The organism is Lutibacter aestuarii (genome assembly GCF_042676885.1).
GTDB lineage: Bacteria > Bacteroidota > Bacteroidia > Flavobacteriales > Flavobacteriaceae > Lutibacter > Lutibacter aestuarii.
Genome location: NZ_JBHTIC010000006.1, coordinates 204,172 through 221,536, shown reverse-complemented (window position 1 = coordinate 221,536; position 17,365 = coordinate 204,172). Strand labels below are relative to the sequence as shown.

15 protein-coding genes are annotated in these 17,365 nt (G+C 29.5%); 9 read left to right on the top strand and 6 right to left on the bottom strand.

The features are described from left to right. Positions 1-35 precede the first annotated feature (35 nt). The gene (locus ACFQZW_RS05730; RefSeq protein ID WP_386781706.1) at positions 36-491 is read right to left on the bottom strand and encodes a 3-oxoacyl-ACP synthase; all 456 of its coding nucleotides are present in this window, start codon (positions 489-491) and stop codon (positions 36-38) included. A gap of 39 nt (positions 492-530) precedes the next feature. Further along, positions 531-1,865 (bottom strand): YfcC family protein, encoded by a 1,335-nt coding sequence (locus tag ACFQZW_RS05725; protein WP_298262761.1) that lies wholly within the window; start codon positions 1,863-1,865, stop codon positions 531-533. Between the two features lie 103 nt (positions 1,866-1,968). On the opposite strand from ACFQZW_RS05725, the gene ACFQZW_RS05720 reads away from it, so the two are divergent. The 6 genes from ACFQZW_RS05720 to ACFQZW_RS05695 all read left to right on the top strand — a co-directional run bounded on the left by ACFQZW_RS05720 (position 1,969) and on the right by ACFQZW_RS05695 (position 7,043). Continuing rightward, a complete protein-coding gene (locus ACFQZW_RS05720; protein ID WP_298285175.1) occupies positions 1,969-2,913 on the top strand; it encodes a TIGR01212 family radical SAM protein in 945 nt (314 codons plus the stop codon). 57 nt (positions 2,914-2,970) lie between these two features. Further along, complete coding sequence (locus tag ACFQZW_RS05715; protein ID WP_298262763.1) at positions 2,971-3,705, top strand: sulfite exporter TauE/SafE family protein; 735 nt, start codon at positions 2,971-2,973, stop codon at positions 3,703-3,705. Between the two features lie 136 nt (positions 3,706-3,841). Further along, on the top strand, positions 3,842-4,975 hold the full coding sequence (locus ACFQZW_RS05710; protein ID WP_298262764.1) for a saccharopine dehydrogenase family protein: 1,134 nt from the start codon (positions 3,842-3,844) through the stop codon (positions 4,973-4,975). A 64-nt stretch (positions 4,976-5,039) separates the two neighbouring features. After that, positions 5,040-5,603: a TetR/AcrR family transcriptional regulator gene (locus tag ACFQZW_RS05705; protein ID WP_298262765.1), complete on the top strand. Its 564-nt coding sequence runs from the start codon at positions 5,040-5,042 to the stop codon at positions 5,601-5,603. Positions 5,604-5,686: 83 nt separating this feature from the next. Beyond that, positions 5,687-6,829: an MBL fold metallo-hydrolase gene (locus ACFQZW_RS05700; RefSeq protein ID WP_298262766.1), complete on the top strand. Its 1,143-nt coding sequence runs from the start codon at positions 5,687-5,689 to the stop codon at positions 6,827-6,829. Positions 6,830-6,836: 7 nt separating this feature from the next. Beyond that, positions 6,837-7,043 (top strand): hypothetical protein, encoded by a 207-nt coding sequence (locus ACFQZW_RS05695; protein ID WP_298262767.1) that lies wholly within the window; start codon positions 6,837-6,839, stop codon positions 7,041-7,043. Positions 7,044-7,064: 21 nt separating this feature from the next. Here ACFQZW_RS05695 and dinB read toward each other — a convergent pair whose 3' ends face one another. Further along, entirely contained in the window at positions 7,065-8,159 is a 1,095-nt protein-coding gene (dinB, locus tag ACFQZW_RS05690; protein ID WP_298285184.1) for a DNA polymerase IV, read from the bottom strand. Positions 8,160-8,259: 100 nt separating this feature from the next. Here dinB and ACFQZW_RS05685 point away from each other — a divergent pair, with 100 nt between their 5' ends. After that, positions 8,260-9,561, top strand: coding sequence for a M18 family aminopeptidase (locus tag ACFQZW_RS05685; protein ID WP_298262769.1), 1,302 nt, complete (start codon positions 8,260-8,262; stop codon positions 9,559-9,561). A 61-nt stretch (positions 9,562-9,622) separates the two neighbouring features. Here the strand turns inward: ACFQZW_RS05685 and gdhA (ACFQZW_RS05680) are convergent, their stop codons facing one another. The 3 genes from gdhA (ACFQZW_RS05680) to gdhA (ACFQZW_RS05670) all read right to left on the bottom strand — a co-directional run bounded on the left by gdhA (ACFQZW_RS05680) (position 9,623) and on the right by gdhA (ACFQZW_RS05670) (position 15,650). Further along, complete coding sequence (gene gdhA / locus ACFQZW_RS05680) at positions 9,623-10,960, bottom strand: NADP-specific glutamate dehydrogenase (RefSeq protein WP_298262770.1); 1,338 nt, start codon at positions 10,958-10,960, stop codon at positions 9,623-9,625. A 193-nt stretch (positions 10,961-11,153) separates the two neighbouring features. Then, positions 11,154-14,186 (bottom strand): PEP/pyruvate-binding domain-containing protein, encoded by a 3,033-nt coding sequence (locus ACFQZW_RS05675; RefSeq protein WP_298262771.1) that lies wholly within the window; start codon positions 14,184-14,186, stop codon positions 11,154-11,156. Positions 14,187-14,306: 120 nt separating this feature from the next. Then, a complete protein-coding gene (gdhA, locus tag ACFQZW_RS05670; protein WP_372802692.1) occupies positions 14,307-15,650 on the bottom strand; it encodes an NADP-specific glutamate dehydrogenase in 1,344 nt (447 codons plus the stop codon). A 262-nt stretch (positions 15,651-15,912) separates the two neighbouring features. Between gdhA (ACFQZW_RS05670) and pheS the strand changes: the two genes are divergently transcribed. Next, the gene (gene pheS, locus ACFQZW_RS05665; protein ID WP_298262773.1) at positions 15,913-16,932 is read left to right on the top strand and encodes a phenylalanine--tRNA ligase subunit alpha; all 1,020 of its coding nucleotides are present in this window, start codon (positions 15,913-15,915) and stop codon (positions 16,930-16,932) included. A gap of 29 nt (positions 16,933-16,961) precedes the next feature. Then, positions 16,962-17,363 (top strand): hypothetical protein, encoded by a 402-nt coding sequence (locus ACFQZW_RS05660; RefSeq protein WP_386781698.1) that lies wholly within the window; start codon positions 16,962-16,964, stop codon positions 17,361-17,363. Positions 17,364-17,365: the final 2 nt, after the last annotated feature.

The window sequence follows — 17,365 nt, the reverse complement described above, 5'->3', positions numbered from 1 at the left end:
AGAAAAACCGTTCAATTGAGCGGTTTTTTTATCAATCAATATATTTCTATAATTTTTATATCATTAAAAGCAATTACATCTCCAACACTACTTCCCAATAATTGTTTACCTATTGGTGAATTAATTGAAACGGCAAAATAGTCTATATTTTTAATAAGAATTTTACCTGCGCTTATTGCTAAATAATAAGTAGCTTTGTTGGTAATCACAACACTTCCTAAGCAACTTACTTTAGATGTTTTTCCAATAGATATTTTATTCAAAACTTCTTTCATTTGTTGTACTGAAGCTAATTGTTGACTAGCTTTTTCCATTTCTAATTGTAACATAGCTCTTCCCGTTTCATGCTTATCTCCTGCAGAACTCTTAGTTTCAGATAGCAGTGCTTTTTGATTCGAGTTCATCATTTGTTTAATGGTAAGCGATCTGTTATTTACAAATTGTAAACAAGCTTCAAATAATTGTTGTTTTATTTTTAATGAATCTTTCATAATTAGTTGGTAAAAATAATTTATAATCTCATTAAAAACTTAAAAACCTATATAAATAGCAATTACAATCGCTATTGCACCAACAAATAATATGGCTATTACAAACCTAAAAATAAACTTTAACCATTTATTAAAAGGAATTCCTGCAATAGCTATGACAGCCATTAATGCTCCTTGAGTTGGAAAAACTAAATCCATCATTACAGCACCATATTGATAGGCTAATACACAAACTTGACGAGAAATTCCTATTAAGTCTGATAAAGGAGCCAAAACAGGCATTGTTAAAATTGCTTGACCCGAATAACTTGAAACAGGAAAGTGTAATAAAGATTGAGAAATCATCATTGAAATAGCAGCCAAACTTTTTGGTAAATATTGCATAGGTGTGAAAAGACCATAAATGATTGAATCTATAATTTTACCTTGTTGAAGGATGATTGAAATGCTACTAGCAAAACCAACAATCATGGCGGCAAAAACCAATTCTTTAAAACCCTCAATATAAGTTTCAATAGTGCCATTCATTCCTAATTTACCTATTAAGCCTACAATAATTCCCAAAGTAAAAAACTCAGCCGACATTTCATTAAACCCCCAATTATATTTCATCATTCCAATGATTAGCACAACAAATGCTAACCCTACTAATGCTAAAATTATAATACTTCTTAAACTTATTTTTTGGATTAATTCGTTTGGTTCAATTAGCTTGCTAACTTTATTTTTGTTAGCATATCTAATAATCATAAACATCCATATAATAAAAGCAAAAAGCATGATTAATAATCTATATACACTTCCTGATAAAAATTCTAATCCGGTTTCTTTTTGAGCAATTACCACAGCAAATGGGTTAATTGGACTAAATGAAGCTCCTAAAATTGCCGAACCATAACTAATTGCTATAGCAACAAAAGCATTATACCCTAATCGTGAAGTTAAATAAAGTAAAACAGGCATCATAGCAATAACTTCTTCTTGCAATCCACTTAAAGCTCCAGCAATTAAAAAAATTATTGAAACTAATATTAAAACCACTTCTTCTTTACCTTTTAATTTTATTGTTAAATAAGTAATCCCTTCTTTGAGTGCTCCTGTTTTTTCAATAATATAAAAACAGCCTCCTATTAAAAGAATCAATGCTATTAAATCAGCTCTGCTAACTATACCTTCTGGAATAGCTAAAATGGTTTTGAAAACAGATACTGGTTCAGCATCAATAAGTTTGTAAGAATTTGGAATAACAGTAACTTGATTTGTATTTGGGTTAGTAACTCTTTGATATTCACCTTTAGGAATAAGATAAGTTAAAATTGCAGAGAGCAAAATAAAGCCAATCATAATCACCAAGGCATTCGGAAATTTTTTCATAGATTTAGTTAGTTTAGTCTTTATGAAGATAATAAAAAAATATAACCCTTAAGTTTTAGGTATTCTAAACAGATCCTATTATTTTTGGAATTTAGACAAAGTTGTGGAAATTAAAGGAAAACGATACAATGATTATGGCTCATTTATCAAACTACATTTTGGTGAACGAGTTCAGAAAATATCTCTTGATATAGGCTTTTCTTGCCCAAATAGAGACGGTTCTAAAGGTTATGGAGGTTGCACCTACTGTAATAATAATACATTTAATCCTGATTATTGCGAACCTCAAAAAAGCATCAAAGAACAGCTTGAACAAGGCATTGAGTTTTTCTCTAAAAAAGGTAAAAACAATAAATTTCTAGCATATTTTCAAGCTTACACCAATACTTATTCAGATTTTGAGTCGCTAAAAGCTATGTATAATGAAGCTTTAAAAGTTCCCAAAGTTGTTGGGTTAGTTATTGGAACTCGCCCAGATTGTATTTCAGATGAAATTATTAATTATTTAAATCAGCTTTCAAAAAAATACTTTATTTCTTTAGAGTTTGGAGTGGAAAGTACCAATGAAAATACATTACTAAATGTAAATCGATGCCACACATTTGAAGATACAAAAGCAACTTTTGAAAAATGTAAAAATAAGAGCTTTCATTTAGGAGCTCATATTATATTAGGGCTTCCAGGAGAAAATAAAAAAGATTTATTAAACCACGCAGTTGAAGTTTCAAAATTACCTATTGATACTTTAAAAATACATCATTTACAAATTGTAAAAAATTCTGTAATGGCTATTCAATACAAAAGAAATCCTGAAAATTTTAACTTATTTACCTCTAAAAAATATATAGATTTTGTTACCGAATTTATAAGTTATTTAAACCCTAATATTGTAATAGAACGCTTTGTGAGTGAAGCACCTCACGATTTATTAATTGCACCAAAATGGGGTAAATTAAAAAACTTTGAAATTGTAGCTAAAATTGATAAAAAATTAAAAGAAAAAGACACTTGGCAAGGTAAAAATTATACACTTGAACTTATTAAATAATAGTGTACTTTTAATTAAACAGAGTTTTGGAAAAGTGAACTTTCAAAAATTTTTAGTTTGGATTATTTTTTACTCTTTATCATACTAGCATTAGCTGCAGAAATTCTTGGAACCGTTGGCGGATTTGGTTCTTCATTATTTTTTGTACCTATCGCTAGTTTCTTCTTAGATTTTCATTCTGTTTTAGGAATTACAGCAATTTTTCATGTTTCAAGTAACCTAACTAAAATTGCTTTTTTTAGAAAAGGTCTTGATAAAAATTTAATGATTTGGGTAGGCACTCCAGCAATTTTGTTTGTAATAATTGGGGCTTATTTTAGTAATTTATTTAACTCCAAAATATTAGAAATTATACTTGCTTGTTTTTTAATAATTACAAGCCTTACATTTTTATTCTTTAAACAAATAATACTCAAACCAACTATAAAAAATTCTGTTTTAGGAGGAATCTTTTCAGGACTAATTGCAGGCTTAATTGGCACTGGTGGAGCGATAAGAGGAATTACTTTGACCTCATTTGGATTAACTATAGAAACTTTTATAGCTACCTCAGCTTTTATAGATTTAGGCGTTGATTTAAGTAGAAGCATTGTATATTACAACAACGGATTTGTTCATAAACACGATTTATATTTAATTCCTTTTTTATTAATTGCTAGTATTTTAGGAACTTTTATTGGTAAAAAATTACTTAATTATATTTCAGAAAATAGATTTAAATCTATCGTATTAATCTTAATATTAATTACAGGTGTTATCACCTTTTTAAAATTAACTATATTTAGCAATTAATATGTTGTATGTTTAACAAATGAAACTTCACAAGATTAAACACCTTTCAGAAATGCCTTGGATATTTATTCCTGGTTTATAAATTGAAAACAAATTCTTTAAAATTCAATTTATCTACTCATTTTAAATTTTTCTTATGATTTCAATTATTGTATTAGGCGCTGGTATGGTTGGAAGTACTATGGCAATTGATTTAGCAACAAAACACCGAGTAACAATTTCAGATTTAAATAACAATGTATTAAAAAAAGTTGCAAAAAAAGGTACAACTTTAACAACACTTCAATTAGATGTAACTAATAAAAAAGAACTTCAACAAGCACTAAAACCTTTTGATTTAGTAATTTGTGCCGTTCCAGGATATTTAGGTTTTCAAACGTTAAAAGCTGTTATAGAAGCACAAAAAAATGTTGTAGATATTTCTTTTTTTCCTGAAAACTCTTTAGAATTAGATCAACTTGCAAAAGAAAAAAATGTCACAGCTATTGTTGATTGTGGTGTAGCTCCTGGAATGGGAAACATCATTCTTGGCTATTACAACGAAAAGCTAAAACTAACTGATTTTGAGTGTTTGGTAGGAGGTTTACCTAAGGTTAAAAAATGGCCTTTCTGTTATAAAGCCCCATTCTCCCCTGTTGATGTTATAGAAGAATACACGAGACCAGCACGCTATATTGAAAATGGTACAGTAATAACTAAAGAAGCTCTATCAGATTGTGAGTACGTTGATTTTAAAGGCATTGGCACTTTAGAATCGTTTAATTCTGATGGATTACGATCTATTATTTTTACTATGCCACATATAAAAAACATGAAAGAAAAAACGCTGCGTTACCCCGGTCATGTAGAATATGTAAAAGTGTTAAAGGAAAGTGGTTTTTTTAATAAAGAAAAAATAACTATTAACGGAACTTCTATTTCTCCATTAGATTTCACTTCAAAAATATTGTTTAATGAGTGGAAACTAGGTGAAACTGAAGAAGAGCTTACCGTAATGAGAATTACATTAAAAGGATCCAACTCTAAAGGTCAATTAAAAACAATAGTTTACAATCTACATGATGAATATTGTGAAAAAACACAAACTACATCAATGGCTAGAACAACTGGTTATACAGCCACTGCGGTAGCTAATTTATTTTTAGATGGATTATTTGTTGAAAAAGGTATTTTTCCTCCAGAATTGATTGGTAAACATGAAATTTGTTTCAATTACATTTTAAATTATTTAGAAGAAAGAAATATACACTACATAAAAAAAGAAAATTAATTTATTACTTTTTTGGTAATATCAAAAAATAAATTATTTTTGTTGACTGATTAGTCAATTTTAAATGGATAAAAAAGAATTATTACTAGAAGCCGCTACCAAACTTTTTGTTGCAAGAGGTTTACATGCAACACCAACATCTGCTATTTCTAAAGAAGCAGGGGTTAGTGCAGGTATTCTTTTTCATTATTTTAAAACAAAAGATGATTTAATTGATGAATTATACCTATCCATAAAAAAAGAATTAAACTCTTCCATATTAAATGACATTAACAAAATTAATTCTGACATTGGAAAATTACGTTTAATATGGTCCAATTTATGGAATTGGGGACTAGATAATAAACTGAAATTTAAGTTTTTACAACAAATAGATCACACTAATTGTTCAGAGAAAGTTAAACAACACCCTGAAATAATGGAAAAACAACAACATTTTAGAGCTTTCATTGAAGAATCAATTGATAAAAAAATTATAAAAAATATTGATATTCAATTTTTAATGAGTTCTATGTTTTATCTAATAGCTTCACTGGTTAATCATTTAACCATGTTTCCAGAGTTACGCCACAATCAAGTATTTATTGAACAAGCTTGGGAAATGTATTATAATAGTTTAAAACCTTAAAAAAATTTCTTTTTAATATTGAGTAAATAGTCAGTTTAAACTATAAAATTAGGATAAAAATAATTGTTAAAATATAAACAAAATTGAAAAAAGACAAAACCATTAAAAAAGTATTAAAAAAAATTATGATTGGTATTTTATCTGTTATTGGAATAATCTCTTTAGTTGGTATTACTTTTATAAATGTGAGCCCACAGTTTGGAGCTACTTCTAAAAATGGAAGTTTAGAACGCATTAGAAACTCACCCAACTTTTTGAATGGAGCTTTTAAAAATATAGAAAAAACAGTTCAAAATACTGGTTTTAAATGGAGTACTATTCCTCAGTTTTTTACAAATGGAAATAATAAAGTTCCTTCTAGTGAATTACCTTTAATAAAACTAGCAAGTTCTCATTTTAAAAATCAACCTCAACAGCCCAGAATAACTTGGTTTGGGCATTCTGCTGCTTTTGTAGAGTTGGAAGGACTAAATATTTTTATTGATCCTATGTTAGGAGATGTTCCCGCTCCAAGTCCAATACTAGGTTCAAAAAGGTTTCAAAAAGAGTTGCCAATTTCTATTGACTCTTTACCAAAAATAGATGTGATTTTAATTTCTCATGACCATTATGATCATTTAGACTATGGGTCTATTTTAAAGCTAAAAAATAAAGTAACTCAATTTTACGTTCCATTAGGAATTAAAGCTCATTTAACATCATGGGGAATTGATGAAACTAAAATCAAAGAATTTGATTGGTGGGAGAGCATTCAATTTAAAGAAATTGAGTTTGTTTCTACACCTGCTCGTCATTTTTCAGGAAGAGGAATTACCAATAGAAATAGTACATTATGGTGTTCTTGGGTTTTAAAATCTAAAAGTTCAAGTATCTTTTTTAGTGGAGATAGTGGGTATGGAAAACATTTTAAAGAAATTGGAGAAAAATATGGACCATTTGATTTTTCAATGATAGAATGCGGACAATATAACGATCAATGGGCACAAATTCATATGACTCCTGAAGAAACAATAAAAGCAAGTATTGATGTTCAAAGCAAACTTACAATGCCAATTCATTGGGGTGCTTTTAAATTAGCTTTACACAGTTGGAATGAACCAATTATAAGAGCAACCACTAAAGCAAAAGAGCTAAATATCAAATTTACAACACCTAAAATTGGAGAATCAATTTTATTAAATCACGACAATTTTCCAAATAGTTCGTGGTGGCTTAACAAAAAATAATAAGATTATGGTTTTAGTATTTAAAACAAACATTTTTCATCAATTAGAAATCCATGTTAGAGACCTGCTATCAACTTTTAGAAATATTTCAAGAATTGATTTTGATTTTGAAGACCGTGATAAAGTATTAAGAGTTGAAGCTTCAAAAGATATCAGCTCAGAAATCGTATTTTTATTAAATTCAAAAGGGTTTTATTGTAAGGAACTTGAATAAGTTACTGCATTTAGTATTCTGTTAAAACTCAAATTTTAGCTGTACATTAATGGGTTTTTCTGGTTTCTTTTTTAAATGAATATTTAAATTGGTTACCGAAATTCCTAGTAAACGCACAGAATTTAAAACTTTTTCTTGAAACAATAATTCTTTAACGGTTTCAAATAAAATTGCTTTTTCTTTTACAAAATAAGGCAATGTTTTGCTCCTAGTTTGAGTTTTAAAATCGCTATATTTTATTTTTAAGGTAATTGTTTTTCCCGACACCCTAGATTTTATCAATCGGTTTTCTAACTCTTCAGATATTTTTTCCAATTTTTCAATCATAAAAATTTCTGAGGTCAAATTCTTTATAAAGGTATGTTCTGCAGCTACTGATTTTCGTTCTCTGTTTGGTTTTACTTTACTTTGATGAATACCTCTAACTATTTGATAATAATGTAAACCCGATTTATTAAAATTTCTAATTAAAAATTCTTCTGTTTTTTCTTTCAAATCCTTTCCATTAAAAATACCCAAGTTGTACATTTTAGCAGCAGTAACTTTACCTATTCCAAAAAACTTTTCAATAGGTAACGTTTCTAAAAATGAAATAACCTCTTCTGGAGGAATTGTTTTTTGTCCGTTTGGTTTATTAATATCTGAAGCTATTTTGGCAATAAATTTATTCACTGAAATTCCAGCAGAGGCACTTAAATTCAACTCTTCAAAAATTCGTTGTCTTATTTCTTTTGCAATTAAACTAGCCGAAGGATTTCCTTTTTTATTTTCTGTAACATCTAAATATGCTTCATCTAGTGATAGCGGCTCTACTAATTCGGTATACTCATAAAAAATAGCTCTAATTTTTTGTGAAATTTCTTTGTATCTTGAAAATCTTGGTCTTACAAAAATTAAATGTGGGCACTTTTTTTTTGCAACCACTCCACTCATTGCTGAACGCACTCCAAATTTACGAGCTTCATAACTAGCTGCTGCTACTACACCTCTTTCACTTTCACCTCCAACAACAATTGGTTTTCCTTTTAAGTCTGGATTATCTAATTGTTCAACAGATGCATAAAAAGCATCCATATCAACGTGAATTATTTTTCGATATGATACGTTTTCTTTCACTTTATAAAACTACAAAACTTAAAATTCATTTGTATAGTAACCTTTAATAAATTCATATATTTGTTAGATACATTTTAAACTAAAATTATAAGACTTTTTTATGGCAAAAAACCTAAAATACGCTAAAGATTTAATTAATTTTATTTACGATAGTCCTAGCCCATATCATGTAGTAAACAATGCTAAAAAAAGATTGATTGAAAAAGGATTTTCTGAATTAAAATTAACCGATAAATGGAACATTTATAAAGGTGAAAAATATTTTGTTTGCCAAAACAATACTTCTCTTTTTGCATTTACTGTAGGAACTGGAAACTTAGAAGAGAGTGGCTTTAAAATTATAGCCTCACATTCTGATTCTCCAACATTTAAAATAAAACCTTCACCTGAAATTTCAGTAGATAATAAATATATTAAATTTAATACCGAAACTTACGGAGGACCTATTTTAAGCACTTGGTTTGATCGTCCATTATCTATTGCTGGTAGGGTTAGTGTAAAAAGCGACAACCCTTTAAAACCAACATCTCATTTAGTAAATATCAAACAACCTATTCTTGTTATCCCTAATTTACCAATCCATTTCAATAGAAAAGTAAATGATGGCATTGCCTTAAACAAACAAATTGACATGTTGCCTGTAACTACCGTTGTGAGTGAGGAGTTAAATACAGACAACTTATTGGCAATCAAAATTTCTGAAGAAATAAATGTTCCTGTTAAAGATATTTTAGAAGTCGATTTAAACCTTTATAATTTTGAAAAAGGAAGTATTATAGGATTAAATAATGAATTTATTTGTTCAGGTAAATTAGATGATTTAGCAATGGTACACGCTAGTTTAAATGCTTTTTTAGATGCTCCAATATCAAACTCAACTAATATTTTAGCTGTTTTTGATAATGAAGAAGTGGGTAGTAGATCTAAGCAAGGAGCTGGCTCCCCTATACTTAAAGATATCTTAAAAAGAATAGTTACTGTCCAAAATAAAAATGAAGAAGAGTTTCAGCGTGCTATTTACAATTCATTTATGATAAGTGCTGATATGGCTCATGCATTACATCCTAATCATCCAGACAAACACGATCCTGTAACAAGACCTATTATTAATGGTGGACCTGTTATAAAAATTGAAGGAAATCAAAAATATACTACTGACAGCGATTCTAGTGCTGTTTTTGAAATGATTTGTAACAAAGCTTCAATACCTTGTCAAAAGTTTGTTAATCGCTCTGATATGCTAGGAGGTGGTACTTTAGGAAATGTTTCTGCAGGTCAATTAGCAATTCGCTCGGTTGACGTAGGAAATCCAATGTGGGCTATGCACTCTGTTATGGAAACAGGAGGCGTAGAAGATCACTCTTATATGACCAAGGCGTTGAATCAATTTTATAACTTATAGTTTAATTAAAAAGGGTTGCAAATATTGCAACCCTTTTTAATATCATCAATAAAATAATTTATTAAATAACACCTAAATCTAACATTGTATCGGCTACTTTTATAAAACCAGCAATATTAGCTCCTTTAACATAATTAATATAATTATCATCATTTGTTCCGTATTTCAAACAAGCTTCATGAATTGAACTCATAATTGTTTTTAATCTAGCATCAACTTCATCACTAGACCAATTAATTTTCATTGCATTTTGAGTCATTTCCAATCCAGAAACTGCAACACCTCCTGCGTTTGCTGCTTTACCTGGAGCAAATGGTAATTTATTGTTATGGAATACATCAATAGCTTCAGGGGTACAACCCATATTTGAAACTTCAATTACGTATTTAACGCCATTTTTTACCAACATTTCGGCATCATCTCCATTTAATTCATTTTGAATTGCTGATGGCATAGCGATATCGCAAGCAACTTCCCAAGGTTTCTTTCCTGGGAAAAATTTAGTTTCAGGAAACTCTTCGGCAAAAGTAGAAACAATATCATTATTTGAAGCTCTTAATTCTAATAGATATTCAATTTTATCAGCATCAAGACCATTTTCATCATAAATATAACCATCAGGTCCAGAAATAGTAATTACTTTACCTCCTAGCTCAGTAACTTTTAAAGCTACACCCCAAGCAACGTTTCCAAATCCGGAAACTGTTACAGTTTTACCTTCAAAAGTATCATTATTAGCTTTTAACATTTCATCAGCAAAATAAGTTGCTCCAAAACCAGTAGCTTCAGGTCTTACTAAACTTCCTCCCCAATTAAGTCCTTTACCAGTTAAAACTCCTGTATTTTCTTGCTGAAGTTTTTTGTACATTCCATACATAAAACCAATTTCTCTACCACCAGTTCCAATATCACCAGCAGGAACATCGGTATTTGGACCTATTAACCTCCATAGTTCAAGCATAAAAGCTTGGCAAAAACGCATAATTTCTGTATCAGATTTACCTTTTGGGTTAAAATCAGATCCTCCTTTACCACCTCCCATAGGTAGTGTAGTTAAGGCATTTTTAAAAATTTGCTCAAAACCTAAAAACTTAAGAATACTTAAGTTTACACTTGGGTGTAATCGAATTCCTCCTTTATAAGGACCAATTGCATTATTAAATTGAACTCTATAACCTAGGTTTACTTGAACATTTCCTGAATCGTCTAACCAAGAAACTTTAAAAGTTAAAATTCGGTCTGGTTCCACTAAACGCTCAATAATTTTTGCAGCTTCATATTGAGGATTTTCATTATAAATAACTTCAATAGATTCTAGCACTTCGTGCACTGCTTGAAGAAACTCTTTTTCTCCTGGATGCTTCGCCTCCAAGGAATTCATTATGTCATTTACATTCATGTTTTTTGGGTATAATTATATTTATTTTTTTTCTAATTTATTACAAATTTATTTCATAACAAATTTACTGAATTTTCTTTTATTTGCCTAAAAAAGATGTAGTTATATTGCTTATGTTATACTTTTTTCAAACACATTTTTCACTTTTAATTTATTACTAATTTGAAGTTCTTTCTTTTTAATTACATTTTATTTACATAAACCCATCTGGAGGTAATAAATCGATAGATTCTTCAATTATATCTTCATTTTCTTTTAAAACGAATCCTTCTTTATAAATAACTGCTTTGTTGCTTTTTCCATCCACCAAAATAGTTAAAAAGTTTTCAAAGTTAATATGTCTTAAATACTCATCTTCATAAGTTGCTTTTTGTTTATTTAAATAATCTATATCAAAAAAACCGTCTTTTATAAAAGGGTTTATGGTTAAATAACCCACTTTAAAAGAAGTTAAATTTTGAAAGAAATGAGTTCCTTGGCTAGGATCTATTCTAAAGTCATGCAGACCAGACTCAATAATTATTTTTGCTGAAGATATTTGCGGCCAAATAACAGGAATCCCCAACCAAGGATCGCTTGATCCCCAACGTCCAGGACCCACTAGAATATAATTTTTACCAGACTCTTCAAACTTTTTATTAATTTTTTCTACAGCAACTGCAATTTGTCTTGTATTGGCCGAATTAAATGTTTCAGGTTTTACATAAACAATATCGCAAATATTCTCGTATTTCCCATTTCCCAAAGCAGATTCAGAATAAATTATAGTATCTGAAAAATCGATTTTTGTTGGTAATTCATTGGTTGATTCTATACTCTCTACAATCGGTCTAATTTGCAAAAAACTAAATTCTTTAGGTTGTCCAGCCGGCACATCTAATTTAATTGCAAACTCCATTTCTATAGGATTTCTCATTTCTCGTTGTCCTACCCTCAATAAATCCTGTAATATTTCGCTTAACGGAAATGTATTGTATTTTAAAATATTATCAAATGTAATTACTCTAATTCCATCATGTAATACTCCAGGTCTGATAATATTATTTTGTAAATCGTAGGTCGAAGCTACATACTTTAATGAGCCATGGTCTTTTGCTTTTCTTAGACTAATTTTTTTCTTGTTTATGGCTTCGCTTGTAGAGGCTTTATAACTACTTGGATCCATATCTAATCCATAAAAATATTTTTGAGTTTCTCTTTGCGCAGTACCTGGTGATGATAATTGCAGTATTTTTTTGGGATGATGAGGAGAAAAACGCAACGTATTTCCACCGCCAACAATAATTTCACCTAAGCCTAAAGCAATATTAGCAATACCTTCATTTGGTTTTTCCTCTCCTAATGGATAAAAATTTATGGAACGAGCTACACCTGAAATGTTTGGATAATATACATCGTTGTATTTTTTTCCTATTACTTCTTGTAAAATAACCGCCATTTTATCTTCTTCAATAGTATGTGAAGTTGCTTTTAAATACGATTTACTATTTTGATAAAATGCAGATGCAATTACAGATTTTACTGCATTAGAAATCATTACTAACATTTTATCTAAATTGGTATTTGGAATCATATATGTAGCAAAAACTCCTGCAAATGGCTGATAATGAGAATCTTCTAAAACACTAGATGACCTAACTGCAATTGGGTTTTGTGACGTTTTTAAAAAGGCCTCAATATCGTCCATAGCCCATTTTGGAAGGTCTTTTGATACAAACATTTTTAAAATTTCTTCATCGTTGTTACATTTAGCAGCAAAACGTATTAGTTTGTGAGTTTCAATAAATTGGTCAAAAACATCGGTACTTATTACTACGGTTCTTGGAATGGAAATATTTACATTGTCGTATTTTTTAAATAACTTATTTCGTTTTAAAAAGGAATCAATAAAAGCTAAACCTCTTCCTTTTCCACCTAAAGCACCTTCTCCAATTCTAGAAAAACCAACATATTCATCGTACCTATTTTTGTCAAACTTTACAATTACTCCACGAGATCGATAAACTCGGTAGGCTTTTATAGATTTTATTAAAAATTCTCTAACTTGGTTAACGTCTTCAAAATCTTCAAATTCAATATTTCTTAACAAATCGGCTAATGGAAATAATGCTCTAGACTCTAACCATTTAGAATACTCACTTCTTTTAGCATGGTATACAATTGCTTCATTTGTGACCGCAGTTAATGCTTTTTGAAATTCACTTAAATCTTTAGTTATTGCCAGAACTTTCATTTGTTCTGGATCCCAAAACTCAAAATTTCCGAAAGAAAAATATTTTGTTATGTAATATTTTATATCAACTCCCAGTGTTTCAGAATGTTTATATAAGAATTTTCCTTTTAGTTCTAAAGTTCTTTTTTCATTATTTTTATCAGATGATTGAATTAAAAAAGGAAAATACCTTTTATAACTTCTTACATATTTTAAAAAAAGAAAACCTGCTTCAGGATTTCGTACTCCATTCTTAAAATAATTAACATCTGAAATAACTCCTAATAGCTTATCTTTGTATTTTTCAAAAAGGGTTATTCCTTCTTCATAAGTAGTTGCTAATAATATTTTAGGTCTACCACGCATTAGCATCATTTGTCTGTGTTCATTTAACCCTTCAGACATAAATGCATGGGTTTGTTTTAAAATAGTTTTATAAATAAGTGGCAAATATCTTGAATAGAACTTCAATGAATCTTCAACTAGTAAAATAGCTTTTACGCCAATATCACTAATATCATTTTCAGCATTCATTCTATCTTCCGTTAATTTTATAATTGCCAAAAATATTTCCACATTTCCATTCCAATGAAATACAAAATCTATAATTCCTGTATTTTCTTTTTGAAGCTTACTTCTTAGTTCTGATGAATAGTGGCTTAAAGCTGCAATAGGTACATTTGGGCAAGCTTCTTTAATTTGTTTAGAAGTTTCAAAAGCTTTGTAATTACCGATATCTAACCACGTTATAACTAAGTCTATTTTATTAGATTGAAGCATTCTAATTGCTCTTTTAGCAGAATTAGCATGCATAAAACTTGGAGGATATCTTAGGTGTAAAGCGGTATATTCATTAAAAATACGTTCATCAATTCTTCCATCTTCTTCCAACATATAATAATCATAATTTGAACATACAATTAATACTTTATGAATCCTATTTTGCATTAATTGATTAAACTCAAATTCTTCAAATTCATACGTTTTTAAATCTGGAAGCTGTTTGTTTTTCATAATTATCTTTAGTTTAACTTTTGCTAAGTTAAAATTTTCGTTAATAGTTTTATAATTATAACACTTAAAAAAAGACCGCCTTAAAAGGCAGTCTTTTTTGCGTAAATATAAATTTAAGGATTAAACAATACCTTGCGCTAACATTGCATCAGCAACTTTAACAAAACCAGAGATGTTTGCTCCTTTAACATAATCAATATATCCATCATCTTGTTTCCCAAATTTAATACAAGAATCGTGAATATCAGCCATAATTTTTTGAAGTCTCACATCAACCTCTTCACGTGTCCAATTAATACGTAACGAATTTTGAGACATTTCTAAACCAGAAGTTGCTACACCTCCAGCATTAGATGCTTTTCCAGGAGCATAAAGTATTTTAGCTTCTTGGTAAGCGGTAATCGCTTCTGGTGTAGATGGCATATTAGCACCTTCACTTACTACATAGCACCCATTTTTTAATAATGTTTTTGCTTCGCTTTCATTTACTTCATTCTGAGTTGCACACGGTAAGGCAACTTCACATTTTACAGACCATGGTCTTTCCCCTTTAAAAAATTTAGCATTTGGATATTTATTTATATAAGCACTAATTCTACCTCTTTTGTTATTTTTAAGATCCATTACAAAAGCAAGTTTATCGGCATCTATACCATCTTCATCATAAATATAACCTGAAGAGTCAGACAAAGTAACTACTTTAGCTCCTAATTGAGTTGCTTTTTCACAAGCATATTGAGCTACATTTCCTGAACCTGATATAGTTACTGTTTTCCCTTTTATAGTATCTTCTTTAGTTTCTAGCATACTTTGAGCAAAATATACCGTTCCATAACCTGTTGCTTCAGGTCTAATTAAAGAGCCACCCCAAGACATTCCTTTACCAGTTAATACACCCGTAAACTCGTTACGTAATTTTTTATACATTCCAAATAAGAAACCTATTTCTCTTCCACCTACACCAATATCTCCTGCTGGAACATCTGTATTTGGTCCAATATGACGGAATAACTCACTCATAAAGCTTTGACAAAAGCGCATAATTTCACCATCAGATTTTCCTTTAGGATCAAAATCTGACCCACCTTTACCACCACCCATTGGTAATGTAGTTAAAGCATTTTTAAAAACTTGCTCAAATGCCAAAAATTTAAGAATGCTTAGGTTTACTGTTGGATGAAAACGCAACCCTCCTTTATAAGGTCCAATAGCTGAGTTCATTTCAATTCTAAACCCTCTGTTTACAATAATTTCACCGCTATCATCAACCCAAGGAACGCGGAACATTAAAACCCTTTCAGGCTCCACCATTCTTAATAAAATGTTTTTGCCGTTGTAAATTTCATGGTTAGCAATATAAGGAATAACCGTTTCGACTACTTCTTCTACAGCTTGTAAAAACTCAGGTTCAAATTGGTTACGTTCTTTCACCAAATTCATAAACTCTTTAATTTTTGATTCCATAATTTTTGATGTATTATTTTGAATTTTATTTAATTTGCTACACAAATATAGCCAATTTTTAAGGCTATATTTAAAATAATAAACTTTATTTACGAAAATATTTTAGTTTTCTAAAACGTTTTCGTAAAAGGTTATTTTAAGAATTACTTATACCTATTATAAATCCTTATTTATATATTTAAAAAGTGATATTTATCATTCATCTATTCATATTATTTATGAAAATAAAAATGCTTAAATTTGCATTCTAATTTTATACAAAATGTTAGATAAGGTAAAGGAATTGATTGAAGAAGTAGCAGCATTTAATGCAACTTCAAAAGATGAAATTGAAACGTTTAGAATTAAATTTTTAGGTAAAAAAGGAATACTTAATGATTTATTTGCTGAATTTAAAAATGTTGCCCCTACAGATAGAAAAGAATTTGGTCAGGTAATAAACACTTTAAAAAACACTGCCCAAGATAAAGTAAATGAACTTAAAGAAGCACTTGAGAAAGTTTCTGAACAAAAAGGTGTTTATGGTGATTTAACTAGGCCTGAAGAACCTATTGAATTAGGCTCTCGTCATCCAATTTCATTAGTTAGAAATCAAATAATTGATGTTTTTTCTAGAGTTGGTTTTACGGTTTCTGAAGGACCTGAAATTGAAGATGACTGGCATAATTTTACAGCACTTAACTTACCCGAATATCATCCAGCACGTGATATGCAGGATACTTTTTTTATTGAAAAAAACCCTGATGTATTACTCCGTACCCATACGTCGTCAGTACAAGTGCGTTATATGGAAAATCATAAGCCGCCAATTAGAACAATTTCTCCAGGTCGTGTTTTTAGAAATGAAGACATTTCGGCAAGAGCACACTGTATCTTTCACCAAGTAGAAGGTTTATATATTGATACCGATGTTTCATTTGCTGATTTAAAACAAACATTATTATATTTTACCAAAGAAATGTTTGGGAAATCTAAGATTCGATTACGTCCGTCGTATTTCCCATTTACCGAACCAAGTGCTGAGGTAGATATTTATTGGGGATTAGAAACTGAAACCGATTATAAAATAACCAAAGGAACAGGTTGGTTAGAAATTATGGGTTGTGGTATGGTAGATCCTAATGTTTTAAAGAACGCAAATATTGACCCAGAAGTTTATTCAGGTTATGCTTTTGGAATGGGGATAGAACGTATTGCAATGTTACTTTATCAAATTCCTGATATTAGAATGTTTTATGAAAATGATGTTCGCTTTTTAGAACAATTTAAATCAATCTTGTAATTTTCTTTATTTAAAATACTATTTTTCTTATGAAAAAAGATATTGAAATACCAGTGGTAAAAGATGTTTTTATGGCTGTTGTAAAAGAATATAATGATGAATTTAAATGTAACGATTGGAATGCTTATATTGTTAACAATAAAGCTGAACTTATTGAAATGGTATTAATTGTGTCTAAAGGATATGATGAGGACCAAATGATAGAAACAGCGGTATTGAGACATAAAATTGAAAAACTTCCTTCAAAATCTTATGCAAAAGTAGAGTTACTTCAAGAAGATGTATTAAAACTTACTAATTTTTTTAATGTTACTTTTTTTGAAGGAACAACAATGTTCGATAAAAAATATGTGTTTAAAAAAGGAGCTATAAAAGAAAGTGCTTTAAGACACATCCCTTTATTAAATAAAAAAGGAATTATTGTACATTAAGT